Below are 23,050 nucleotides of genomic sequence, written 5' to 3' on the forward strand. Positions count from 1 at the left end.
GAGGCGGTTCATGCGTTGTCTCCCATCAGCTCGCGGCCAATGAGCCAGCGGCGAATTTCCGAGGTACCGGCGCCAATTTCATAGAGCTTGGCGTCCCGCAGCAGGCGGCCGGTGGGGTATTCGTTGATGTAGCCGTTGCCCCCCAGCAGCTGGATGGCATCGAGCGCCATCTGGGTGGCGTTTTCGGCGGCAAACAGGATGGCGGCGGCGCAATCCTTGCGACTGGTGCGACCGGCGTCGCAGGCGCTTGCCACCGAGTAGACCAGGGCCCGGCTGCTGGCCAGACGGGTATACATGTCGGCCAATTTTCCCTGCACCAGCTGGAACTCGCCGATGGCTTGGCCAAACTGCTTGCGCTCGCGCACATAGGGCAGCACCACGTCCATGCAGGCCTGCATGATGCCAAGGGGGCCGGCCGCCAGCACCACCCGCTCGTAATCCAGGCCGCTCATCAGCACCTTGACGCCGCCGTGCAATGGGCCGAGCAGGCTCTCTTGCGGAATGCGGCAGTTGTCGAACACCAGCTCACAGGTGCTGGAGCCGCGCATGCCGAGCTTGTCGAGCTTCTGGGCGGTGGTGAAGCCCTTTGTGCCCGCCTCGACGATAAAGGCGGAGATGCCCTTGGGCCCGGCGCTGGCATCCGTTTTGGCATAGATGACGAAGGTGTCGGCATCCGGACCGTTGGTGATCCACATCTTGTTGCCATTGAGTACGAAGTGATTGCCATCGCGCTCGGCCGTGAGGCGCATGCTGACCACGTCGGAGCCGGCTCCCGGCTCGCTCATGGCCAGCGCCCCCACATGCTTGCCGCTGATCAGATCAGGCAGGTAGCGCGCCTTCTGATCAGGGGTGCCGTGGCGGTGGATCTGGTTGATGCAGAGGTTGGAGTGAGCGCCGTAGGAGAGGCCGACCGAGGCGCTGGCGCGGCTCACCTGCTCCATTACCAGCACATGGGCGAGATAGCCGAGGTTCACCCCGTCATACTCCTCTGCCACCGTGATGCCGTGCAGCCCCAGCTCCCCCATCAGGGGCCAGAGATCGCGCGGAAAGGCGTTGCTCTGATCGATCTCGCCGGCCCGCGGCGCGATCACTTTCTGGCAGAAGGCCGCGACCTGCTCGGTCAGGGCGCAGAGGGTCTCATCCATCACTGCATGCATCCTTGCTCTCCTTCGGTGGGTAAACTGGTCTGCTGGTGTGGCTCCCCGGGAGTGGCAGCGCCAGACTGGTCAGTCCATTCGTGTCTAAGTTTACGTTAGCGTAAACGTAAATCAATTGTTAGTCTAAGGTAAAATCCAATCCAGGCGACGGCAAACCTGCTGGCCTTTCTGGTCGGGAGCGCGTGCCGGATGGATGAACGGATAGTGGCGGGCCATGCCGGTCGTGCCCATCAAGAACGTGAAAGGGAGTGCAAACAGCAGATGGACTTTACCCTGACAGACGATCAGCAGGCCTATGTCGAGGCGGCGACCGCCTTTACCAACGAGGCGCTCAAACCCCATGCCGCCCGCTGGGATCGGCAACACGAATTCCCCATCCCCACCATCAAGCAGGCGGCGGAGCTGGGTTTTTGCGGCCTCTACACTCAGGAGCAATATGGCGGTCTCGCGCTCTCACGGCTCGATGCCAGCCTTATTTTCGAGCGTCTCGCCATGGGGTGCACCTCCACCACGGCTTATCTCACCATCCACAACATGGTGAGCTGGATGTTGGGCAGCTGGCTACCAGCCGATGTCGCCGAGGTGTGGGTACCCAGGCTCGCCAGCGGCGAGCTGCTGGGCTCTTATTGTCTCACCGAGCCGGGGGCGGGCTCCGATGCCGCGGCCCTCAAGACCCGCGCCGTGCGCGATGGGGATAGCTATCTCATTGAGGGCAACAAGGTGTTTATCTCGGGGGCGGGCAGTACGGATGTGCTGGTGGTGATGGCGCGCAGCGGCGGCGAGGGGGCGGGGGGGATCTCCGCCTTTATGGTGCCGGCTGACACGCCCGGGGTAAGTTATGGCAAGGCGGAGGAGAAGATGGGCTGGAACAGCCAGCCGACCCGTGAGGTGGCCTTCAACGGCGTGCGCATCCCCGCCAGCTACCGGCTGGGCCAAGAGGGGGAAGGCTTCAAGTTCGCCATGCAGGCCCTTGATGGCGGGCGCATCAATATCGCCACCTGTTCGGTGGGCACCGCCCAGCAGGCCCTCGATGACGCGCTGGCCTATGTCCAGCAGCGCCAGCAATTCGGGCGTCCGATCAGCGAATTTCAGAGCGTGCAGTTTCGTCTGGCCGACATGGCCACCGAGCTGGCCGCCGCCCGCTTGATGGTGCGCCAGGCCGCCGACAAGCTGGATCGGGGCAGTCCGGACAAGAGCGCCTGGTGCGCCATGGCCAAGCGCTTTGCCACCGATGTGGGCTACCGGGTCTGCGACGAGGCTCTGCAACTCTTTGGCGGCTATGGTTATATCCGCGAGTATCCGCTGGAACGCTACCTGCGCGATACCCGGGTACACCGCATTCTGGAAGGGACCAACGAAGTGATGCGGCTCATCATCGCCCGCCGTCTGCTGGCGGACGCCGGTCTGGCGCTGGGGTGACGGGCATGCTCCCGGTGTGCGGGATCGCTTTGTGAACCAGACCCGGTTTGGTGCCATGCAACCCTGTCATCATGGGACAGGCTTTTTGACAAGGACAACGCAATGACAAGGATCAGGCTCGAATATCATGGCCACGTCGCCTACATCACTCTGGATCACCCCCCCGCCAACACTTGGACTCTCGCCAGCCTGCAGGCCTTCTTGCAGATGATGGTGGAGCTCGATAGCCGTCCCGATGTGGTGGCCCTGGTGATCCGCGGGGCGGGGGACAAGTTTTTCTGCGCCGGCGCCGATCTCAAGATGTTTGCCGACGGCAATGTGGAGCATGCCCGCGAGGTGGCCGAGGCGTTTGGCAAGGCGTTTGAGGCACTGACCCGGTTCCACGGCGTCAGCATCGCCGCCATCAATGGCTATGCCATGGGAGGCGGGCTGGAGGTGGCGCTGGCCTGCGACATCCGTATCGCCGAGCAGCAGGCCCTGCTGGGGTTGCCAGAGGCCTCGGTGGGCTTGTTGCCCTGCGCCGGCGGCACTCAGAGGCTCACCGAGCTGGTGGGGCCGGGTTGGGCCAAGCGGATGATCCTGTGCGGCGAAAAGGTCAATGCCACCCTTGCCTACGAGATGGGGCTGGTGGAGGAGGTGGTGAAAACCGGCCACGCCTGGGAAGCCGCCCACCAGATGGCGCAGCTGGTGGAACGTCAGAGCCCGAGCGCCCTACGCGCCTGCAAGACCCTCATCAATCAGGGGCGCAGCGGCCCCCGGGATGCAGCCCTGCCCCTTGAGCGCAGCCTGTTTCTCGAGCTGTTTGCCGACGCCAACCAGCGCGAGGGGGTCGTTGCCTTCCTGGAGAAACGGCCGCCCCGTTGGCACTACGGTACCTCTGCCAGCATTTCACCCAATGCCCAAGAGGGAGCCCCTCATGAGTGAACCGGTCAAGGTCAGTTGTTATCCCACTAGCGATGGTCGGCAGATTGGTGTGCTGACCCTCGACAGTCCCGCCTCGCTCAATGCGTTAAGCCTTGAGATGATCCAGATCCTGCAGCGCACTCTCGTAGAGTGGCAGCAGGATCCCGCCATCGTTTGCGTCCTGCTGCAAGGGGCGGGTGAGAAGGCCTTCTGCGCCGGCGGCGATATTCGCTCTTTTTATTACCGCAAGCAGGAGGCGAGCGAGTCGGCACTGTTTGGCTATGCCCGCGATTTTTTTGAGCAGGAGTATCGGCTCGATCACTTGATCCACTGCTATGACAAGCCACTCGTCTGCGTGGCGGATGGCATCTGTATGGGGGGCGGCATTGGTCTCTTTGCCGGCGCCGATTTTCGGGTGGTGACCGAGAAGAGCCTGTTCGCCATGCCGGAGGTAACCATCGGCCTCTATCCGGATGTGGGGGCCAGCTGGTTCTTGAGCCGGATGCCGGGGCGCCTCGGGCTCTGGCTCGGCCTCACCGGCGCCCGTTTCAATGGCCAGGATGCTATTGCTCTGGGGCTCGCGGATCACGCCATCGCCAGCCGTGAGCGGGAGGCGCTGCTGCCCCGGCTCGCGGCGCTCGACTGGTCCCAAGCCAGGGCGCCCCGCGATCAGATCGATCAACTGCTGCAAGAGCTGCATCGCGAGGTGCTTGCCGCGCTCCCCGAGCCAGTGGTTTTGCCCCATCAAGCCAGAATTGATGCCCTGCTGGCGGGGCGCTCCCTGCAAGGGGTACTGGATCGCCTGTTCGATGCCCGCTTCGATCTCGAGTCCGGTGAGGGGTGCCTGGCGCAGGCCCGCGATACCTGTCGCAGCGGCAGCCCCATCAGCCGCGTCATCCTGTGGCGCCAATACTGGCAGGCCCGCCGTCAGTCGCTCGCCGAGGTGTTTGCCGACGAGTTGACCCTCTCGGTCAACTGCGTGCTCAAGGGAGATTTTGTGGAAGGGGTGCGGGCGCTACTTATCGACAAGGACAAATCCCCCCGCTGGCAGCCAGCCCAAACGGGGGAGGCGTGGCTGGATGCCTTCTATCGCTGGCCAGAAGGGACCAATCCCCTGCTGCCTTAAGAGAGTGGGAAGGCGCGCCGGACAAGGGACAACGCAAGGAGCAAAGGATGACAAGGATTGGATTTATCGGACTTGGCAACATGGGGGGCCCCATGGCTGCCAACCTGGCCCGGGCGGGTCACAGGGTGCAGGTGTTTGATCTGGTGCACGAAAGCGTGACCCGGGCGATCGCCGCCGGTTGCATCGCCGCCGCAGATGCCCGGGAGGCGGTGAGCGACTGCGAGGTGGTCATCAGCATGCTGCCTGCTGGGGAACATGTGCGGGCCCTCTGGCTTGGCGAAGATGCCGGAAAGGGGGGCGGCCAGGATCTGCTGGCGGCCTTGCCGGCAGGCACCCTGGTCATCGACTGCTCCACCATAGACGTGGCCTCGGCCCGCCAGGTAGGGGAGGCGGCCAGGGCGCGCGGCATCCGCTTTATCGATGCCCCTGTATCGGGGGGCGTGGCAGGCGCGGCAGCCGGAACGCTGACCTTTATCGTGGGGGGCGAGTCTGCCGATTTTGAGGCCGCCAAACCCGTGCTCGCCCACATGGGGCAGAACCTGTTCCATGCCGGTGCCCTCGGGGCGGGGCAGATCGCCAAGATGTGCAACAACATGCTGCTCGCCATCCACATGGCGGGCACCGCCGAGGCCCTGGCCCTCGGGGTGAAGGAGGGGCTGGATCCGGCGGTGCTCTCCACCATCATGGGCAAGAGTTCAGGCAACAACTGGAGTCTGGAGCGCTACAACCCCTGGCCCGGGGTGATGGAGAACGCTCCCGCATCCCGTAACTATCAGGGAGGCTTTATGACCCGGCTGATGGTGAAGGACCTGGGGCTGGCCATGGCCCTGGCCGAACATGCCCACAGCGCCGTGCCCATGGGGGCGCTCGCCCGCAACCTGTTCAACCTGCATGCAGCGCAGGGGCAGGATGCGCGGGATTTTTCCAGCATCGTCGAGCTTTATCTGGACAAAAAACAAGACAGCTAGCGGCGCCGTTGCCATCACCCGAATAACCCAGTGACAACACAAGGAGCATGCATGGACATCAAGCAGAAGGTCATCGCCATCACGGGGGCAGGACGGGGACTTGGCCGGGCCATCGCCCTGAGTCTGGCAGAGCAAGGTGCCCAGTTGGCGCTTATCGACGTCAACCGCGCCGATCTGGAGGTGACCGAGGCCGAACTGCGCAGCCGGGATGGCCAGTGTGGCCTGTTCGTCTGCAACGTGGCGAGCGAACCCGAGGTGGAGGCGACCTTTGCCGCGATCAAGGAGCAATACGGCGCCTTGCATGGCCTCATCAACTGCGCCGGCATCCTGCGGGACGGCATGCTGATCAAGGTAAAGGAGGGAGTACTGCAGGAGAAGATGAGTCTGAGCCAGTGGCAGAGCGTCATCGACGTCAACCTGACCGGCACCTTCCTGTGCGGGCGAGAGGGGGCTGCCCTGATGGCGCAAGGGGGGCAGGGGGGCGTCATCATCAACATCTCCTCCATCGCCCGCGCCGGCAATATCGGCCAGAGCAACTATGCCGCCAGCAAGGCGGGGGTGGCCTCGCTGGTGGTGACCTGGGCACGGGAACTCTCCCGTCACGGCATCCGGGTGATGGGGATCGCCCCCGGGGTATTTGCCACCGACATGACGGCTGCGATGAAACCGGAGGCGATGGCCCGCATGCAGCAGGCCATACCGGTTGGTGTGCTGGGGGAGGCGCGCCAGCTGGCCGAGACGGTGCAGTTCATCCTCGCCAATGACTACTTGTCGGGGCGGATGATCGAGCTCGACGGCGGCCTGCGTTTGTAACGGCGAGCAGAAAAATCCCCGGTCTGGTAGCCGGGGATTTTTTATGCAGCCAGGTCGAAACCGAGGCGACTGCATACTGCTGAATAGATAAGTTCGAGTCCCTTTTGTTTTGCCAAATTATCATAAATATCAATGGGTCTTGCTTAATTTGACTCAGCTCACAGGCACTCATGGTCAGTGCTGTAAAATTGCGCGCGGTCAAGGTGGCGCATGATTGATGGCACGAAGGATTGCGGCCGGAATAATCATGCAATATAGTTGCCGCCTTTTTCACGGGGTATGGATTTCTCGCCCCTCCCATATCGCGTGCAGTATGAATAGGGACGCTCTGCCGCCGCCTAATTAAACAGGATTGAGATGGACAAGAAACTAGGGCTGGGCGCCCTCATTTCGCTGGTGATCGGCTCCATGGTCGGCGCCGGGGTTTTCAGTCTGCCACAAAACATCGCCGCCCACGCCAGTGCCGGGGCCGTCGCCCTGGGTTGGACCATCACGGGCATCGGCATGATCTGTCTTGCGCTGGTCTATCAGAACCTCTCCATGCGCCGCCCGGATCTCGATGGCGGTATCTTCAGCTACGCCAAGGCGGGTTTCGGTGATTTCATCGGCTTTAACGCAGCCTGGGGCTACTGGCTCTGCCAGCTGCTGGCCAACGTCTCCTACGCCATCGTGGTATTCAGTGCGCTCGGCTACTTCTTCGATACGCCTGACAACATCATCTTCGGTGACGGCAACACACCGCTGGCCATCACGCTCGCCTCCATCCTGATCTGGTCGGTGCATGCTCTGGTGCTGCGCGGGATCCAAGTTGCCGCGCTGGTCAATATCGTGACAACTATCGCCAAGATGGTGCCCCTCATCGTGTTCTGCGTCGCCATTTTGCTGGCTTTCAATCTGGAGACCTTCAACCTGGATATCTGGGGGCAGGGTAATCCCGAGCTGGGCTCCGTGATGGAACAGGTCAAGTCGACCATGAAGGTTACCCTCTGGGTCTTCATCGGGATCGAGGGGGCCGTGGTGGTCTCTGCCCGTGCCCGCCATCGCAAGGATGTGGGGCGCGCCACCGTGCTGGCGCTGCTTGGTGCCCTGGCGCTCTACGTGATGGTGACCCTGTTCTCCCTGGGGGTGATGAACCAGCCCCAACTGGCCCAGCTCAAGAACCCGTCCACCGCCATGATCCTGGAAGCAGTTGTCGGTCCCTGGGGGGCCTGGCTCATCAACATCGGCTTGGTGATCTCCGTGATGGGGGCGCTGCTGAGCTGGACCGTGCTGGCGGCCGAAGTGCCCTACATCGCGGGCAAGACCGGCGTGTTCCCGGCCTGGTTTGCCAAGGAGAACAAAAACGGCTCACCCCAGGTGTCGCTCTGGTGCTCCACCTGCCTGGTGCAGATCTTCCTCATCATCATCTACTTCCAGAGCAGTACCTATCTGGCGCTGGTCAACATCGCCACGTCGGCCGCTCTGGTGCCTTATGTCTTCTCCGGTGCTTATGGCCTCAAGCTGGCACTCAAGGGCGAGACCTACGAGGGCCAGCCTCATCAGCGCAATCGTGACATGTTGCTGGCGCTGGTCGCTACCGTATACGGCTGCTGGCTGGTCTATGCCGCCGGGGTGGAGTACTTGCTGCTGGTGGCGCTGCTCTACAGCCCGGGTATCTTCATCTACTGGAAAGCCCGTCAGCACCATGCCCTGCGCAGCCTCAACCGGCTGGAGCAGGGGATGACGGCGGCCCTGCTCGGGTTTGCCGTGCTGGCCTTCTACAAGGTGATGGACGGTACCATTCCCCTCAATTAAACGGCACAATGAAGAGATGGCCTGATGGCCATCTCTTTTTTTATGCGCAGCATGAGCCAGTGCGTGGCTGCGCCGTTTCGTAAGGAATCGTTATGCTGTTTATGGGTTATCTGCTGCTGGGGGCCTTCGCCGGCATGCTGGCGGGGCTGTTCGGGATCGGCGGCGGTCTCATCATAGTGCCCGTGCTGGTACTCAGTTTTCATGCCCAAGGGGTGGCGCCCGACATCGTGACCCACCTGGCCCTTGGCACCTCGCTGCCCACCATGATTTTCACCGGCTTCAGTTCGCTGCGGGCGCATCAGGAAGCGGGGGCAGTGGACTGGGTGATGATCCGCCGCCTCGCCGTCGGCATGCTGCTGGGGGCCTGGCTGGGCGGCATGACCGCCAACCTGCTCAGTGCCAGCACCCTCAACATCATCATCGGCTGCTTCGCCTGGACCATGGCGCTGCAGATGGGGCTCAATCTAAAGCCCAAAGCGGAGCGTCAAATGCCGGGGCCGGTGGGCACTGGCATCGCGGGTTCCATCATCGGCTGGATGTCAGCGCTGTTTGGCATCGGTGGTGGCTCGCTCACCGTGCCTTATCTGAGCTGGAATTCGGTGCCGATGCGCAACGCGGTGGCAGCGTCTGCGGCTTGCAGCATGCCCATCGCCTTTGCAGGCAGTCTCAGTTATCTCTATGCCGGTTGGGGTCACGCCAATTTGCCCGAGTGGAGCCTGGGTTACATCTATCTGCCGGCCCTCGTCGGCATCGTGCTCACCAGCACCCAGTTTGCCCGGGTGGGAGCCAGGTTGGCGCACCGCCTCTCGCCTCAGCACCTCAAGCAGGCATTTGCCCTGTTGATGCTGCTGGTGGGGGCGAAATTTATGCTGTTTAGCTGATCTGTTCGGCAGATTGTTGAAAAATAAGGCAAACGAACTGCTGTGGTGCAGAAAGCCGTTGCATTGATACGCCAGTTTGCCTATTCTCCTCGCCGGTGGTCCTATTGGTCCTCTCGCATTGATAACCCGTCGACCTGGTCAGGACCGGAAGGTAGCAGCCAAGGCGGGGGACTCGAGTGCCGGGATGTGGCTGGTAGGGCCACCACTTGTTTCTGCCATTCAATAAGTTAGCTTCCTAAAGCCCTTGGTCATCCACTTTGTGTGGACGACGAGGTGCTCATCGATGAATCTCTGGCTCAGTCCCCACGGCATCTGGTATTACCGGAAAGTCACCACGCTCCCCTGTGGTCGCCGCAAAGAGATCAAAAAATCCCTGCATACCCGAGACAAGCTGACGGCCCGTGCAGCTGTTGCGAAGCTGCTTGCCTGTGTGCGTTCCAAACCCAAGCCCATTCAGTTGCCTGCTGCCCCACATGAGCAATCAGTCACCCAGCCCATGACTCCGGCGACCAAACCGCGTGCTCCGCTCCTGTCGGTCCTGAGTGACCGCTATCTGAAAGAGAAGGCCCTCTCCTGGGCACCGAAAGAGCTCAGCAACCAGAAGAACTACATCGGCTGCTTCATCAAGGCGCTGGGGGATAGACCGGCTGCTGACTATGCGAAAGCGGATGTGGTCAAGTTCAAGGAGGACCTGCTGAACTCCGGCAAAAGCCCAACGACGATCAACAAGTATCTGCAGAAGCTCTCCCTGCTGTTTAACTGGCTGGCTAACCATCAGGAGGGGGTCATCAACCACTTCGCCGGATTGAAGCTGCAGCGAGCCAAGGAGGTGAACTCACGAAGTGGATACACAGCGGAAGAACGTCGCAAGTTTATCGGGTGGACTAAGCAGCAAGAGCCCCACCGTAGGTGGATTGCTCTGCTGGGTCTGTTCACTGGAGCTCGTGCCAACGAGATCTGCCAGCTCTATGCCGATGATGTGCAACAGGTTGACGGCATATGGTGCCTGAATATTCGCAGCGGACGACCAGATCAGAAACTCAAAACGGCCAACAGTACTCGTCTCGTTCCTCTCCATCGACACCTCCTCCAGAGTGGTTTCATCGAGTTTGTGAAGGGGAGGGCAGGAGGGCGACTCTTCACCGAGCTACCCCATCGTCAGGACGGTTATAGCCACCTGTGGGGGCAGTGGTTTAGCCGCCATCGCCCTGTAGATAAGGACTTCCACAGCCTGCGGCATACCGTGGGAACAGCCCTCAAAGATCACGGAGTGCCATTGCAGTATGCGGCGGCGATCTTGGGTCACACCAACGGGGCGATCAGCTATGACCGATACGGTGGGGATGTCTCGCTGGAGAAGCTCAAAGAGGTGATGGACGCAGCCCTCTCATCCTTTGCTGATGCCGAATAAAGGGAAGGGTGGGTCTGCCGAGATGCTGAAATTTTGGCATTTTTAAGAACTTTTTCTACGAAATTTCATACAGAAAAAGTTCTATAAATAGCTGAAATTTCGGCAGATTTACTGCTTGGCTTGGGCCTTTTGCCTTTGTTGGCGGGCAAAACGGGAAAATCAAAAACGGCAGAGGGGCCCGCAGGCCCCCCATTCGTCATACTGTGTAGTTCGCTCCTGTCTCCGGCTGCTCTCGGTGGGCTGAGACCGTCATGTCAGCCATTTCGCTATCTAGCAGGGTCAATCCGATGATGGTTACCTTGCTGTTGTAGCGGGTGGTGGCAAAGCCCTTCTCCATCAGCTTTTTCTTCAGGGCCTGCTGCTTCATGGCCCATTCACCGTTCTGCTTGATCCACTCGCAGTAGACTGCATAGACCTCGCTCATGGGCACTTTGGCCCCTGCTCTGGCCTGCGTGCACTCTTCTAGGAAGCAGCCAACCATATCCGACTCGGCACGGTAGGTTTCGACATCCTGCTTGAGACGAGCAGGAGTCGATGCCTTGAGTCTCTGCTCTTGCCACATCTGGCAGCCCTGGATGGCCCAGTTCAGAATGCCTGGCATCTCGGCCCGCAGCTTCTCCATCAGCATGGGGTCTAGCTGTGCCTTCGTGAAGGAAGCATTGAAGGGCAGCATCAGCATCCGACGCCACATACCATTGCTGGTATCGCGGATCTCGGGCTTGTGGTTGCCCACCATTACCAGTGAGAAGGTCGGGCGGAACTCCATCTCCTTCTTGGCGTAGGGAGCACGAGCGACAATCACGTCATCCCCCGTCATGGCTTTCACCAAGTTCTCATCCATGCGAGACCCCTCTGGCAGTTCGTTGGCCACCACTAGACGGGCATCCACCAGCTTGGTCAGTGACGGGTTCGGCCCGGTATTACCGTTGCGGTTAAACAGCAAGACGTTACTGCTGATCTGCCGACTGAACTCTCCCAGCAACTGCTGAATGACCGACATGAAGGTACTCTTGCCGTTGCAGCCGCCCCCGTGGAGGAAGAACAGGAGCTGTTCGTCGGTGCGGCCGGTGATCCAGTAGCCAACACAACGTTGCAGGAAGGCCGCATACTCGGCATCGCCACAGGTGATCTCGCCGATGAACTGCTCCCATCGCGGGCAGGTAGCGGCCGAGTTATAGGTCACCGGGCTATGGTGGGTCATCATGAATGCCCGTCTTGGTGCCAGCAGGCGACCCGACTTCAGGTCGATGACACCATTCGCCGTGCCCAACAGCATCGGGTTGGCGTTCAGCTCGTGCAGCCTTGCCGTCATCATTGGCTTGGCCAGCTCCAGCATGTTCTGAATGCCAGCCCGGTTAAGGCTGCTAGAGCCGTGTCTGAGCACTGTATAGGCCCAAGACAGCTCCTCTTTCTTGCATGCCTGCTTGATCAATGCCTGCCCGATTTCCTGGATCTCTTTGCCCACTGTTTGAGCAAGGGTCATGGGCGTCAAGTCATTCTGGGTCCAGTGCGTACCATCAAAGTGGATGAAGCCACCTAACTCAGGGACGAACTTCAGGTTATGCCCGTGCATCTGCACAAACCGTTCGGCGTTGGCCGAATCGTTGAGCTCGTTTTCAAAGATGGCTGTACGTGGCATGACCTTGACGACTTCCGATAGCTGATCATCGTCCTGGACGGCTTCGGCTTCGGCTTCGGCTTCGGCTTCGGCTTCGGCTTCGGCTTCGGCTTCGGCTTCGGCTTCGGCTTCGGCTTCGGCTTCGGCCACAGGCTCAACCAGGGTGAATGCTGCCACCAGCTCGGCCAGGGGCAACGGGTTGTCGCCGTGCAGATACTCGTCGATGTCCTTGACGCTATCCGGCAGCTTGACTTGGGTCAGCTTGAGACCGAGTTGGGCCACTTTTGAGCGGTACTTGTCGCCAGCATCGTCGGTATCGAAGAAGGTGACGACATCACAGTCAACGAGCTCACGCCCCAGCCACGCCAACTGGGTCTGTGATAGTGTCCCGATGGTAGCCAGCACAGGGCCCGGCCAACCGGCATCTACCAGAGACAGGCGGTCATTCTCTCCCTCTACCAGGGCGACAGGGCCGGGGGAATTCAGGCTCTCTTCCCCGTAGAACTGCACCCCGTTAAGCCAATGACGGCTCGGCAGTTGGTACGGCTGACCCTTGTTTGGATCCTTGAAGGTGAAGCGACTGACTTGTCCGTTGCGGTCGAAGTGCGGGAACACATAGACACCACGCGGGAAGAAGTCACGCAGGAGGTCTGGGCTCTCTTGGCTGGCTTTGACCAGACCGGAGGCCAGTCGCTCCTCTTGGCTGAATCCTGCATCCTTCAGTGCCTTGTTCAGGCCACCGGAGAAGCCGATATCCAACCCCACCAGCACCTCCTCAGAGTGGCCACGCCGCTCCATCAGCTCCTCTACATCCAGGCGAGCTTGGTAGTGGTTGGCGGCCAGCTTGAAGAGCTCTTGCAGGCGAGCAGGTGGGGCCGTGTAGACCGGCTGCTCCAACTTCACCACCTTGCGAACGGTCGGAGCGAGTGACAGCTCTCCCAGCAGGAGTAAACGGGCGGCATCAGCAGAGCTACGGGCTTTGTCGCACTTGACGATAAGCTCGAACACGTCCCCTCTCTCCTCACAGCTATAGCAGTGGAACCTATCGTCGTCAGGATAGAGGGTGAAGCAATCGTTATGGCCGCACAGTGGGCAACTGGCGTCGTCCAGTCGATAGGTGTTGGAGCCGACTTTCTTGACGTCTTGCCCAGTCAGAGCCGAAGCGACATCCATGATGGGGAACTGCTCTTTGATGGCAGCAAAGTCGAGAGTCAGGGAGTGGCCTGCATCGGCCAGGGCAAATTCAAGGTCACACAGAGTGGATTGAGACATGATGTCTCTCCTCTTAGATGACCGCTGCTGTGGAACTAAAATTAGGCTGAGTGTGTTCCAAGCGGCGGTAATCAGGTCGGGTAATTGGCGCCCCCCGAGGGCTTATGGCGTGAGCCAAGGTGCGATGTGCGGGGGCGTCTGCCCGCCGACAACCCCGACTATACGGATCGGCAGAAGCAATACAACCCCTCTTTTTTCTTCCCCAAGGCCCCATTTCGCGTTTTCGTTGTGAGCAACGCAAAAACGGCTATTCATGAAATTTTCTAATGGCTTTATCCCAGTTTTTGGGAGGCTGTAATGTTGTGTGGGAGATTGCTATAGTTTCTCTTACTGTGCGTTCAGGCGATACATTGTGGGGAGAAGCGGTATGCCAAAGGATGGCGATAAGAAGGATCAGTTAAAGGTGACTCAAAAAAAGATACTGTCTGCAAAATGTGCAGGTTTTGACGCCGGATACCATAAGGAAATCAATGTGGTGGGCTCAGAAGAGTCTTGCAGTCAGTTCATGCGTGAGTATAACGAGAAGGATAATCTTGAAAAATACGTCTATGCAGGTGGTGGCGCCATTTTGGCTGGGATTGTTTTTGGCGGATTGTACTATGCCACCAGAGAGGCTGATGCAGTAAGTGGTGTAGCTAAAGGGGGTCACAACTTTCAGTCTGGCAAAGATGGTTCTGAAGACCTCCGTGCACGCTTAGAAGACCTAAAAAGGAAAACCGGTAAGTAGCCGAAGTGCGGCTCGATGAACCAGCCAAGAATATTGTTCATCGAGCCAGTTGGATTTCAGGATAGAAATCATACTGGTTCATAGCTGCCAAGATGAGGAGCGCCTCTTTAGAGGCACTCTGCCTACATCAACCCGCCTTCTCGGCAGATTCGATTTTCCTCAATCCCATCATCGTGGTAGGTTAACGCCAATTTCTGCAGTCACTGCCAGTCAGGCCACTTTTGTACCGCCTGATGTTGGCTTATGGATCCCCGTATCATGGCTAAACTTACTCTCTCCAAACTCTCCCGCGAGCTGTTCAAGGCTTGCGACATTCTGCGTGGCAAGATGGATGCCTCCGAGTACAAGGAGTACATCTTCGGCATTCTGTTCCTTAAACGGATGTCCGACCAATTCGACAAGGATTACGCCGATAAGGCTAAGCAGCTCAAGGCCGACGGGCTCGACGATGATGATATTCAGGATCTGCTGAGCGATGCTGACCTGTTTGACTTCTTTGTACCCAAAGCAGCCCACTGGAGCAGCCTCAAGCACCTGAAGGATAACGTCGGTTCGGGCCTCAACAAGGCGTTGGCGGCATTGGAGGAAGAGAACACCAGCAAAGGATTGGAAGGGGTTCTGAAGCACATCAACTTTAACCGTAAGGTTGGTAAAACACCGATCCCCGATGCCCGGCTGATCGAGTTTATCCAGCACTTTGACCAGATCCCGCTCTCCAACGATGACTTCGAGTTTCCCGATCTGCTGGGTGCTGCTTACGAATACCTGATCAAATATTTTGCTGACAGTGCGGGCAAGAAAGGAGGGGAGTTCTATACCCCGGCCGAAGTGGTTCGTTTGTTGGTCGAGATCCTGGAACCTCAGGAAGGGATGGAAATCTATGACCCCACCTGCGGGTCAGGTGGGATGTTGATCCAGAGCCGCAACTATGTGCAGGAGTCGGGTGGTAACGTCCGCAATCTGCACCTCTTTGGCCAAGAAGATAACGGCGGCACCTGGTCTATCTGCAAAATGAACATGATCCTGCATGGTTCAGGCGGGGCTGATATCGAGAATGGCGATACCCTTGCCAACCCTCTGCATCTGACCGAAGCCGGTGAGGTGCGGACCTTTGATCGGGTGATCGCCAACCCGCCGTTCTCCCAGAATTACAAAAAGGCAGATATGAAGCTCAAGAGCCGCTTCGATGTCTTTATGCCGGAGGGGGGAAAAAAGGCTGATCTGATGTTCGTTCAGCATATGGTTGCATCGCTTAAGGCCAACGGCAAAATGGCGGTGGTGATGCCCCATGGTGTGTTGTTCCGGGGAGCTGAAGAGCGTGCTTGTCGCAAGCACTTCGTCGAGAAAGGCATTCTGGAGGCGGTCATTGGCCTGCCTGCAGGGCTGTTCTATGGCACAGGTATTCCGGCTTGCGTATTGGTATTCAATAAATCAGGGGCAGAAGATCGGGACTCTGTGCTCTTTATCAATGCGGATAGGGAATACCGTGAAGGAAAGGCCCAGAACAGCCTGCGGCCGGAAGATATCGAAAAGATCACTCGTGTTTATCGCTCCTTGCTGGCGAACCCGGCTGATCCAGATATCGATGGGTATGCCCAGCGAGTTAGCGTAATCAAGCTGGCTGAAGAAGACTTCAACTTCAATATCCGCCGCTATGTCGACAACAGCCCAGCTCCTGAGCCGCAAGATGTGCGGGCCCATCTAAACGGTGGCATCCCTGCCGATGAGATCGCCGCACAAGCCAGCACGTGGCAGGACTATCCTGGTTTACAGCAGAGTCTGTTTGTTCCAAGAGCTAACTGCGATCGTTATCTCGATTTTGTCGAGCAGTTTGAGCCGTTGTCAGCCATCAAACCTCATATCGAGAAGTTCCCGGCGGTGCTGGAGAAACATTTGCAATTTCAGCAGGCCCTGGATAGCTGGTGGCAAAGCGAACTGCCTGCTTTTGCGGCGCTGGGTGATAACAAGTTAGGAGATAGCGGGGTCTTCTCGCTTCGTCGTAACGCCTTGAACACCATCGAGCAGCATCTGCTGCCGGTCAATCTGCTCGATACCTACAAGGTGCGAGGGGCATTGGCTGATTGGTTCAAGTCGCTGGAAGCCGATCTCAAGTCGGTGGCTGCCAGCGGATGGAATGCTGAATTGATCCCGGATGAAGTGCTGTTTGCCAGCCAGTGCAGCGATATCATCAAAGATTTGGCCGATAAGCAGACCCGTATCAACGAGCTGCAAGCCTGCTTCGATGCCGCTGAAGAGGAGGAGTACGAGCCTTCCGACGACAACCCGGTACTCCCCGCTGCCTATTCCAGCCAACTGAAAGAGGAACTGAAAGAGCGTAAAGCCTTGGTGGCGACCTGTGTGCAGCAATTGAAGTATCAGATTAAGGATGCCTTTGCCGAGGTTAAGCTCGTTGCGGCAGTGCCCAAGGGCAGCAAAGCCAGTGATTATCAGCAGGGGTTGACTGCCAAGGAACAGAATTTTGCGGTCTCTTCTCAGATCTTGGCTCTCGCGGCAGAACATGGTCTGACTCTGAGCAACCAGACACTGATCTCTCGTATCGCTACTCAAGGCGATCAGGCCGTGCAGCGGGTGACCGAGATAGAACAGGTGTTGGCTGCCGATAAAGCAGCGGAGGGTGAACTCAAGACGCTCAAGGCGGAGATCAAGGAGACCGAACTGCGACGAGATCAACTGCTGCAGGCAGCTCGCCAGTCTATTACTCCAGACGAGGCAAAGAGCCTTATCCTGGCTCGCTTTAAGAGCGAATTGGATTCAGGGTATCAGGGTTATGTGCGTGCCCTGTTACTTGAGCGGATCGCCGCCATTGAAAATCTACATCGCAAATATCAGGTGACGGCCAAGGCAATCACTGAGCAGCGTAACGATGCAGCTCAAAAACTGGCTAAGTACTTAAAGGAGCTGGGGTATGAGTAATTTTTATACTGCAAAGCTTCAAGATATCGCCATGGTATTAGTCAGTAATGTCGACAAGAAGACATACAGCGGGCAGAAAAAGGTTGTTCTCTGCAACTATATGGATGTTTATTCTAATGATTACATCACTGCTGACTTGGCGTTCATGGAGTCAACTGCTTCTGATAAGGAGATCAGTCAGTTCACTTTAAAAAAGGGTGATATTGTCATCACCAAGGATTCGGAGTCTCCCTTCGATATTGGTGTTCCTGCAGTTGTTGTCGATGATATTCCCAATCTTGTATGTGGGTATCATTTGGCAATTATCCGCCCTGATCTGACTCAGGTTGACCCCTACTATTTGGCAAAGCAATTATCGGATGATGCCTGTGTAAAGTATTTTGGCAAAGTCGCTGCAGGTTCAACTAGATTCGGTTTATCTAATGGAGCTATCAAAGAAACACCGATAATGCTGACAGGATTGCCAACTCAGAGGAAGATTGGCCATATCTCGCGGAATGTAAATGCTCAGATCGTAGCGACTGAGGCTCTTGTCAGTAAGTATCAACGTGTTAAACAGGGAATAATGACAGATTTGTTTAGCCGTGGGATTGACCCCGCTACTGGCCAGCTTCGTCCCAGTGTTCATGATGCTCCCGAGCTTTACCAAGAAACCTCTATAGGTCTACTTCCTAAAGAATGGGAAGTGTGTCCGCTAGGTTCCATTTCGTCGATAGCATCAGGCATCACGTTGGGCAAGGACTTGTCTAAGATGACGACAGTGAGAGTACCCTATCTTCGTGTCGCGAATGTTCAAGATGGATATCTGGATTTGACTGAAGTGAAGTTTGTCGACGTCCCTGAAGCGGAAGCAACTAAATATCTCCTTCTATATGGGGATGTGCTCATGAATGAAGGGGGCGATTTTGACAAACTAGGACGTGGCGCTGTCTGGCGGAATGAAGTCGAAGGTTGTTGCCATCAAAACCACGTTTTTCGAGTTCGAACTGTCCAAGCTGAGTTACGCCCAGAGTTTTTAGCCTATTGGTCAGCATCAACTTATGGCAAGCGTTACTTTATCTTGAACTCTAAACAGTCAACTAATTTGGCATCCATTAACTCGACGCAACTCAAAGCATTCCCTGTTGCAAAACCCAGCGTGGATGAGCAGTCAGCAATAGAAGATCGCTTGCAATCCATCGATCGCATGATTGATATGTGCCAGCTTGACGTCGATAAGTTAAAACAGCAAAAGTCTGGCTTGATGAGGGACCTGCTAACCGGTAAGGTGCCAGTCAACGCCTAGCGATAACAATAAGATAGCGATATGGGGCCGAGTTTTGGCCCCTATTTAAGGGAGAGGACGGATGTCGGAGTATCTGGAGGTTGAAAAGCCGCTGTTGGACCAGCTGGCGGCGATGGGTTGGGAAGTGCATGATTTGGGGCAGGGAGTGCCCAAAGACCCGTCCACCAGCTTTCGCTCCTCATTCCGGCAGGTAGTACTCCCCGATATCTTTAAGAAGGCGGTGGATCGCATCAACACCACCGAGGATGGCCAACACTGGCTGACCGATAGCCAGCTTGAGACGCTGCTCGGGGATGTCACTGACTTCGGCACCCATAAGCTTCTGGAGGCCAACGAGATCTTCTTGCAGCGTCTCTACAAGTGGCAGCTTGACCGCAATGAAGTGACCGGCGAGGCCGACCCTGTGGTCAAGCTGATCGACTTCGATAACTGGCAGAACAACACCTTTACCGCCATTAATCAGTTTCGCATAGATACCCCAGGCCACAGCAAAGAGCATATCCGCCCTGATATCGTGCTGTTCGTCAATGGCATGCCCTTGGTAGTGATCGAGTGCAAGCTGCTGGCTGACTATTGCTCAGACCCCATGGCTGAGGGGATTAATCAGCTGCGGCGATTCGCCGATCTGCGAGAGCCTGAGCACAGCAAGTTGCGGGAAGGTGAGCCCGCCCTCTTTTTCACCAATCAGCTGATGATCAGCACCTATGGTAACGATTGCCGTTTCGGCAGCCTCACTTCGACCGAGGAGTACTACTTCAACTGGAAGACCATCTATCCGGACGAAGAACCCTATGTAGCCCTTGAGGTTGGTCGCCATCGTCCTCAAGAACAGTTGGTGCAGGGGATGCTAAAGCCAGAGCGGCTGCTCGACATTACCCGCAGCTTTACCCTGTTTATGGATGCGGGTGGTGCCCGAGTGAAGGTGATCTGCCGCTATCAGCAGTATCGGGCAGTGCTCAAGATTATCGAGCGTATGCGGCAGGGAGAGACCGGGTTGCGACGCTCCGGGGTGGTATGGCATACCCAGGGCAGCGGCAAGAGCCTGACCATGGTGTTTCTGGTTCGTCGACTGCGTCGTTGCTCCCAGTTGAAGCGTTACAAAGTCTTGATGGTCAACGATCGCACTGATCTTGAAGAGCAGTTGACGGAAACAGCAGTGCTCACTGACGAAAAGGTGATTGAGATTAGCAGTACCGAAGAGGCCAAGAGCCAGCTCGCCAATGACAGCTCCAACCTCAATATGGTGATGATCCACAAGTTTCGGGAGCAGGATAGCCGTTTCTTGCCTGAATCGGTCAAGAAGAAGCTCGACCTTGACTATGCTGCCGCTCGAGCCAGTGGTGACGAGGACAAGATCGAAGAGGTCAGTGCCGATTATCAGGCCGAGATTGTTCGCCATCAGCCCTTTGGTGTGATCAGCAACCGCGAAGAGGTGCTGATCCTGATTGATGAAGCTCACCGTACCCAGCGTAGCGGCAAGGATAGAGCCAGCCTCTCGGATAATCTCTTTGACGCCTTCCCCAAGGCTACACGCATCGCTTTTACCGGTACGCCACTGATCGCCGAGCATCATACCGCTCCGACCTGGAAGCGGTTCGGCACCAGTCAGGAACATGCTTATATTGACAAGTACAAACTGCAAGATGCGGTAGATGATGGGGCTACCCTGCAGATCCTCTACGAGGGAAAGACTGCCGACAGTGCCATCAACGATAAGTCTGGTTTCGACACAAAGTTCGAAGACCTGTTCAAAGATCGCACCGAGGCAGAACTATTGGCCATTCGCCGCAAGTACGGGGCGGAAGGGGATATCCTGGAGGCCAAGGCCCGTATCGAGGCTATCGCCAGCGATCTGGTAAAACACTACCTTCGCAATATTTTGCCATCCGGTTTCAAGGCTCAGGTTGTCTGCTCTTCCAAGTTGGCAGCTATCCGTTATCAGGAAGCCATTGACAAGGCTCTGGCCGAAGAGATTGCAGCCTACGAAAAGCAGCCGCCCTCGTCAGTAAGCCATGAGTGGTTGGCTCGACTCAAGTTCCTCAAGACTGCAGTGGTTATCTCTTCGGATGGTACTAACGAGTCGGCTGCATTTATTCAGGCTCGCAAGCAGGCTAACGAGCTCAATGCGGTTGAGAGTTTCAAGAAAAAATTTGACGAGGCCAATCCCAATACGGGTGTCGCGTTCCTGATCGTTTGTGACATGCTACTTACCGGCTTCGATGCCCCCATCGAGCAGGTGATGTACCTGGACAAAAAGTTGCGGGAACACAACCTGTTGCAAACTATTGCGAGGGTAAACCGAACCGCCAAGGAGAAGACTCGTGGCTACATCGTCGATTACATCGGTTTGGCCCATCATCTGCACGAAGCTCTCGCTATGTACTCACAGGATGATCGAAACGATATCCTGAACAGTTTGCAGAGTATCGACAGTGAACTGCCGGTACTTGAGAGCCGTTATCGCCGCTTGCTACAACTTTTTACCGATGCTGATGTTCAACAAATTGAAGCCATGGTGATGCAAAAGCTGGGGCCAGATGAACATTATCAGGTGCAGCTGAATGCTATCGAAGTGTTGGAAGACCCCAGACGGCGGGACAGTTTCAACGTGTTCCTGAAAAAGTTTTTGCAGAGTATGGATATCGTCATGCCAAGCGCTCTGGCCAATCCATACAAGATCCCCATGTACCAGTTTGTCCACATTCAGGCGAAGGCGAAGGAGCGTTATAAAGACGAGACCATGAGCTTTAGCGGGGTGGGCGAGAAGATCCGCAAGCTGATAGACGAACACCTGATCAGCCTGGGCATCAACCCCAAGATCAAGCCGATGGAGCTGTTTAGCGACAGCTTTATGACCCAGAATGCCAAAGAGCCTGACTTGAAGGCTCAAGCCAGCGAGATGGAACATGCCATCCGTAAGCACTGTAAGGTAAATGCGGAAGATGACCCGGTTTTCTTCAAAAAGATGAGCGAGAAGCTGGAGGAGATCATCAAGAAGCACGCTGGCAACTGGGAGCAGATGATGCTTGAGCTGGCTGCTTTGCGTAAAGATGTGCTGGCGGGACGAGGCCCCGATGCCAAAGTCGAGGACCCCTTCTTTGATTTGATAGTCAGTATCGCCTTTACGGGTGGCAATTTGGCTGAGTATGTGGAGCAGGTGAAAGCATGCCTCGACAAGATCATGGAACTGCTGAATGAAAATATCGGCAATCTGGATTTTTGGGAAAGGGCCGATCTGGTATCGGACCTGAAAGGGCAAATCAAGAAAGAGCTGTTTCTCAGCAGAGTACCGCAACTGAAGGCTCAACGGGAACAACTGGCGGTTGAGGTTGTTGCTCTGGCTCGTCGTCGTAGTGCCGAGGTGTTGGGCATGAGCCATATAGCTGACAGTAGTGAGTCGATTTGATGCTCTCTTACAAAGACATTCAGTACCGGCTCAAGCAGAGCAAACGCAAGACGACCAGCATCTTTATTGAGCGAGACGGCAGCGTGTCAGTGTTGGCTCCAGAAGGATATGATGCCGAAAAAATCGAGCAGATCCTGGAGCAGAAGCGTAGCTGGATTTATCGTAATCTGGCCGAGTGGGAAGACCTTAACCGAACTCATGTCGAGCGTCAGTTTGTCAGTGGTGAAGGGTTCCCCTATCTAGGCAGCAACTATCGCCTCAAGCTGGTGGATGATCAGCAGGAAGACCTGATCCTCAAGAATGGTTACTTCTTGATGAGGCGTGACAGAGCTGATCGGGGAATGGAGCTGTTCAAACACTTCTATCGCAATAAGGGATTGTCCAGGGTAACAAAGCGAGTGACCTATTATGCCCCCAAACTTGGAGTAGACTACCGGACAGTCAGAGTGATGGAGCTGCAGCATCACTGGGCTTCCTGTTCGACCAAGGGGGATCTGAATTTCCACTGGCGTTGCCTGATGGCACCGCTGTCTGTGCTGGATTACATCGTTGTGCATGAATTGGCCCATCGGCTCCACCGCAACCATAACGCTGCATTCTGGGATGCTGTCGATAAGGTGCTGCCGGATTACCAGAAGCAAGTCTCCTGGCTGAAACACAATGGGGCAGGGATGACGCTTTAGATGCACCTATCGCCCGGAAAAGGGGATACACAGAGCCATAGGGGGCGACTAAGAGCAGCCATTCTGCTGAAATTTTGGCATTTTTAAGAACTTTTTCTGCGAGATTTCAAACAGAAAAGTTCTATAAACAAATGAAATTTCAGCAGATTGAACATCCGACATGGCCCCTTTGCCTTTGATAGCGGGCAAAAGGGCCAGATCCAAAATCAGCAGATATTAGCTTTGCGGATTCCGCAGTGGGCGCCAGACGTATCCTGACAGCTCTTTGGCATTTGCCGGGGGCAGAGTATGCAGATCATCTGCTTCGAAACCGAACAGATTCATCATCTCTGACAGGGAGTGACAGAGGTACTCGCCATCAGCTCGGCTGAAGGTGCCGTCATAACGCTGGATGAAGTTTGGGGTGAAGCTCTCACCTGTTGTGCAGACTGGCTGTGTCTGTATCTTGAAGTCTTCTGGCTTGCCTTCTGTAATCTTGACGGCGTACCCGAGCAATGGGTAACGCTCAAGGGTCGTTTCTCCGTTGTCATTTGGTTCGACAATGATGTAACCGTACTCACTGGGCTGAGCGGGGATAAAATGAGTAGTTGCCACTGGTGTTCTCCTTCACACAAAACGAGACGATATTGCTAAAAATTGGTCTCAAGTGGGTT

At 56.7% G+C, this 23,050-nt stretch carries 16 protein-coding genes and 1 other RNA gene; 14 read left to right on the forward strand and 3 right to left on the reverse strand.

Annotated features, from left to right (window positions below; all coding sequences use genetic code 11):
• Nucleotides 1-8: 8 nt before the first annotated feature.
• Entirely contained in the window at nucleotides 9-1,157 is a 1,149-nt protein-coding gene (locus ACB028_RS08455; RefSeq protein WP_371144018.1) for an isovaleryl-CoA dehydrogenase, read from the reverse strand.
• A 261-nt stretch (nucleotides 1,158-1,418) separates the two neighbouring features.
• Between ACB028_RS08455 and ACB028_RS08460 the strand changes: the two genes are divergently transcribed.
• From ACB028_RS08460 to ACB028_RS08500, 9 genes are all read left to right on the forward strand, one after another.
• Nucleotides 1,419-2,576, forward strand: coding sequence for an acyl-CoA dehydrogenase family protein (locus tag ACB028_RS08460; RefSeq protein WP_371144165.1), 1,158 nt, complete (start codon nucleotides 1,419-1,421; stop codon nucleotides 2,574-2,576).
• 102 nt (nucleotides 2,577-2,678) lie between these two features.
• Entirely contained in the window at nucleotides 2,679-3,500 is an 822-nt protein-coding gene (locus tag ACB028_RS08465) for an enoyl-CoA hydratase (protein ID WP_371144019.1), read from the forward strand.
• Nucleotides 3,493-4,605 (forward strand): enoyl-CoA hydratase/isomerase family protein, encoded by a 1,113-nt coding sequence (locus ACB028_RS08470; RefSeq protein ID WP_371144020.1) that lies wholly within the window; start codon nucleotides 3,493-3,495, stop codon nucleotides 4,603-4,605. The genes ACB028_RS08465 and ACB028_RS08470 overlap by 8 nt, the downstream gene beginning before the upstream one ends.
• 47 nt (nucleotides 4,606-4,652) lie before the next feature.
• Nucleotides 4,653-5,573, forward strand: coding sequence for a 3-hydroxyisobutyrate dehydrogenase (gene mmsB / locus ACB028_RS08475; protein WP_371144021.1), 921 nt, complete (start codon nucleotides 4,653-4,655; stop codon nucleotides 5,571-5,573).
• A gap of 51 nt (nucleotides 5,574-5,624) precedes the next feature.
• Nucleotides 5,625-6,386 carry an SDR family oxidoreductase gene (locus ACB028_RS08480; protein WP_201978972.1) on the forward strand — a complete coding sequence of 254 codons (762 nt, stop codon included), beginning with the start codon at nucleotides 5,625-5,627 and terminating at the stop codon, nucleotides 6,384-6,386.
• Between the two features lie 357 nt (nucleotides 6,387-6,743).
• Entirely contained in the window at nucleotides 6,744-8,180 is a 1,437-nt protein-coding gene (arcD, locus tag ACB028_RS08485; RefSeq protein WP_371144022.1) for an arginine-ornithine antiporter, read from the forward strand.
• A gap of 92 nt (nucleotides 8,181-8,272) precedes the next feature.
• On the forward strand, nucleotides 8,273-9,061 hold the full coding sequence (locus ACB028_RS08490; RefSeq protein WP_371144023.1) for a sulfite exporter TauE/SafE family protein: 789 nt from the start codon (nucleotides 8,273-8,275) through the stop codon (nucleotides 9,059-9,061).
• A gap of 102 nt (nucleotides 9,062-9,163) precedes the next feature.
• Nucleotides 9,164-9,260: signal recognition particle sRNA small type (ffs, locus tag ACB028_RS08495), an RNA gene on the forward strand.
• A gap of 84 nt (nucleotides 9,261-9,344) precedes the next feature.
• On the forward strand, nucleotides 9,345-10,472 hold the full coding sequence (locus tag ACB028_RS08500) for a tyrosine-type recombinase/integrase (protein ID WP_371144024.1): 1,128 nt from the start codon (nucleotides 9,345-9,347) through the stop codon (nucleotides 10,470-10,472).
• A gap of 196 nt (nucleotides 10,473-10,668) precedes the next feature.
• Here ACB028_RS08500 and ACB028_RS08505 read toward each other — a convergent pair whose 3' ends face one another.
• On the reverse strand, nucleotides 10,669-13,362 hold the full coding sequence (locus ACB028_RS08505; protein WP_371144025.1) for a phage/plasmid primase, P4 family: 2,694 nt from the start codon (nucleotides 13,360-13,362) through the stop codon (nucleotides 10,669-10,671).
• A 367-nt stretch (nucleotides 13,363-13,729) separates the two neighbouring features.
• Between ACB028_RS08505 and ACB028_RS08510 the strand changes: the two genes are divergently transcribed.
• From ACB028_RS08510 to ACB028_RS08530, 5 genes are all read left to right on the forward strand, one after another.
• The gene (locus ACB028_RS08510) at nucleotides 13,730-14,089 is read left to right on the forward strand and encodes a hypothetical protein (RefSeq protein WP_371144026.1); all 360 of its coding nucleotides are present in this window, start codon (nucleotides 13,730-13,732) and stop codon (nucleotides 14,087-14,089) included.
• A 258-nt stretch (nucleotides 14,090-14,347) separates the two neighbouring features.
• On the forward strand, nucleotides 14,348-17,023 hold the full coding sequence (locus ACB028_RS08515) for an N-6 DNA methylase (protein WP_371144027.1): 2,676 nt from the start codon (nucleotides 14,348-14,350) through the stop codon (nucleotides 17,021-17,023).
• Nucleotides 17,016-18,308, forward strand: a complete 1,293-nt coding sequence (locus tag ACB028_RS08520; protein WP_371144028.1) for a restriction endonuclease subunit S — start codon at nucleotides 17,016-17,018, stop codon at nucleotides 18,306-18,308. The genes ACB028_RS08515 and ACB028_RS08520 overlap by 8 nt, the downstream gene beginning before the upstream one ends.
• A gap of 61 nt (nucleotides 18,309-18,369) precedes the next feature.
• Nucleotides 18,370-21,714: a type I restriction endonuclease subunit R gene (locus ACB028_RS08525; protein ID WP_371144029.1), complete on the forward strand. Its 3,345-nt coding sequence runs from the start codon at nucleotides 18,370-18,372 to the stop codon at nucleotides 21,712-21,714.
• Entirely contained in the window at nucleotides 21,714-22,397 is a 684-nt protein-coding gene (locus tag ACB028_RS08530) for a M48 family metallopeptidase (RefSeq protein WP_202009978.1), read from the forward strand. The genes ACB028_RS08525 and ACB028_RS08530 overlap by 1 nt, the downstream gene beginning before the upstream one ends.
• Nucleotides 22,398-22,613: 216 nt before the next feature.
• Here ACB028_RS08530 and ACB028_RS08535 read toward each other — a convergent pair whose 3' ends face one another.
• Complete coding sequence (locus tag ACB028_RS08535) at nucleotides 22,614-22,991, reverse strand: hypothetical protein (protein ID WP_094697607.1); 378 nt, start codon at nucleotides 22,989-22,991, stop codon at nucleotides 22,614-22,616.
• Nucleotides 22,992-23,050: the final 59 nt, after the last annotated feature.

The organism is Aeromonas sp. S9(2024) (assembly GCF_041403185.1).
Lineage (GTDB): Bacteria > Pseudomonadota > Gammaproteobacteria > Enterobacterales > Aeromonadaceae > Aeromonas > Aeromonas enteropelogenes.

What these genes read in the sequence shown, in the direction of transcription:
- ACB028_RS08505 (WP_371144025.1), bottom strand. Translation starts at nt 13,362, where the DNA reads ATGTCTCAATCCACTCTGTGTGACCTTGAATTTGCCCTGGCCGATGCA.
- ACB028_RS08520 (WP_371144028.1), top strand. Translation starts at nt 17,016, where the DNA reads ATGAGTAATTTTTATACTGCAAAGCTTCAAGATATCGCCATGGTATTA.
- mmsB (WP_371144021.1), top strand. Translation starts at nt 4,653, where the DNA reads ATGACAAGGATTGGATTTATCGGACTTGGCAACATGGGGGGCCCCATG.
- arcD (WP_371144022.1), top strand. Translation starts at nt 6,744, where the DNA reads ATGGACAAGAAACTAGGGCTGGGCGCCCTCATTTCGCTGGTGATCGGC.
- ACB028_RS08515 (WP_371144027.1), top strand. Translation starts at nt 14,348, where the DNA reads ATGGCTAAACTTACTCTCTCCAAACTCTCCCGCGAGCTGTTCAAGGCT.
- ACB028_RS08470 (WP_371144020.1), top strand. Translation starts at nt 3,493, where the DNA reads ATGAGTGAACCGGTCAAGGTCAGTTGTTATCCCACTAGCGATGGTCGG.
- ACB028_RS08530 (WP_202009978.1), top strand. Translation starts at nt 21,714, where the DNA reads ATGCTCTCTTACAAAGACATTCAGTACCGGCTCAAGCAGAGCAAACGC.
- ACB028_RS08455 (WP_371144018.1), bottom strand. Translation starts at nt 1,157, where the DNA reads ATGCATGCAGTGATGGATGAGACCCTCTGCGCCCTGACCGAGCAGGTC.
- ACB028_RS08490 (WP_371144023.1), top strand. Translation starts at nt 8,273, where the DNA reads ATGCTGTTTATGGGTTATCTGCTGCTGGGGGCCTTCGCCGGCATGCTG.
- ACB028_RS08465 (WP_371144019.1), top strand. Translation starts at nt 2,679, where the DNA reads ATGACAAGGATCAGGCTCGAATATCATGGCCACGTCGCCTACATCACT.
- ACB028_RS08460 (WP_371144165.1), top strand. Translation starts at nt 1,419, where the DNA reads ATGGACTTTACCCTGACAGACGATCAGCAGGCCTATGTCGAGGCGGCG.
- ACB028_RS08480 (WP_201978972.1), top strand. Translation starts at nt 5,625, where the DNA reads ATGGACATCAAGCAGAAGGTCATCGCCATCACGGGGGCAGGACGGGGA.
- ACB028_RS08525 (WP_371144029.1), top strand. Translation starts at nt 18,370, where the DNA reads ATGTCGGAGTATCTGGAGGTTGAAAAGCCGCTGTTGGACCAGCTGGCG.
- ACB028_RS08510 (WP_371144026.1), top strand. Translation starts at nt 13,730, where the DNA reads ATGCCAAAGGATGGCGATAAGAAGGATCAGTTAAAGGTGACTCAAAAA.
- ACB028_RS08500 (WP_371144024.1), top strand. Translation starts at nt 9,345, where the DNA reads ATGAATCTCTGGCTCAGTCCCCACGGCATCTGGTATTACCGGAAAGTC.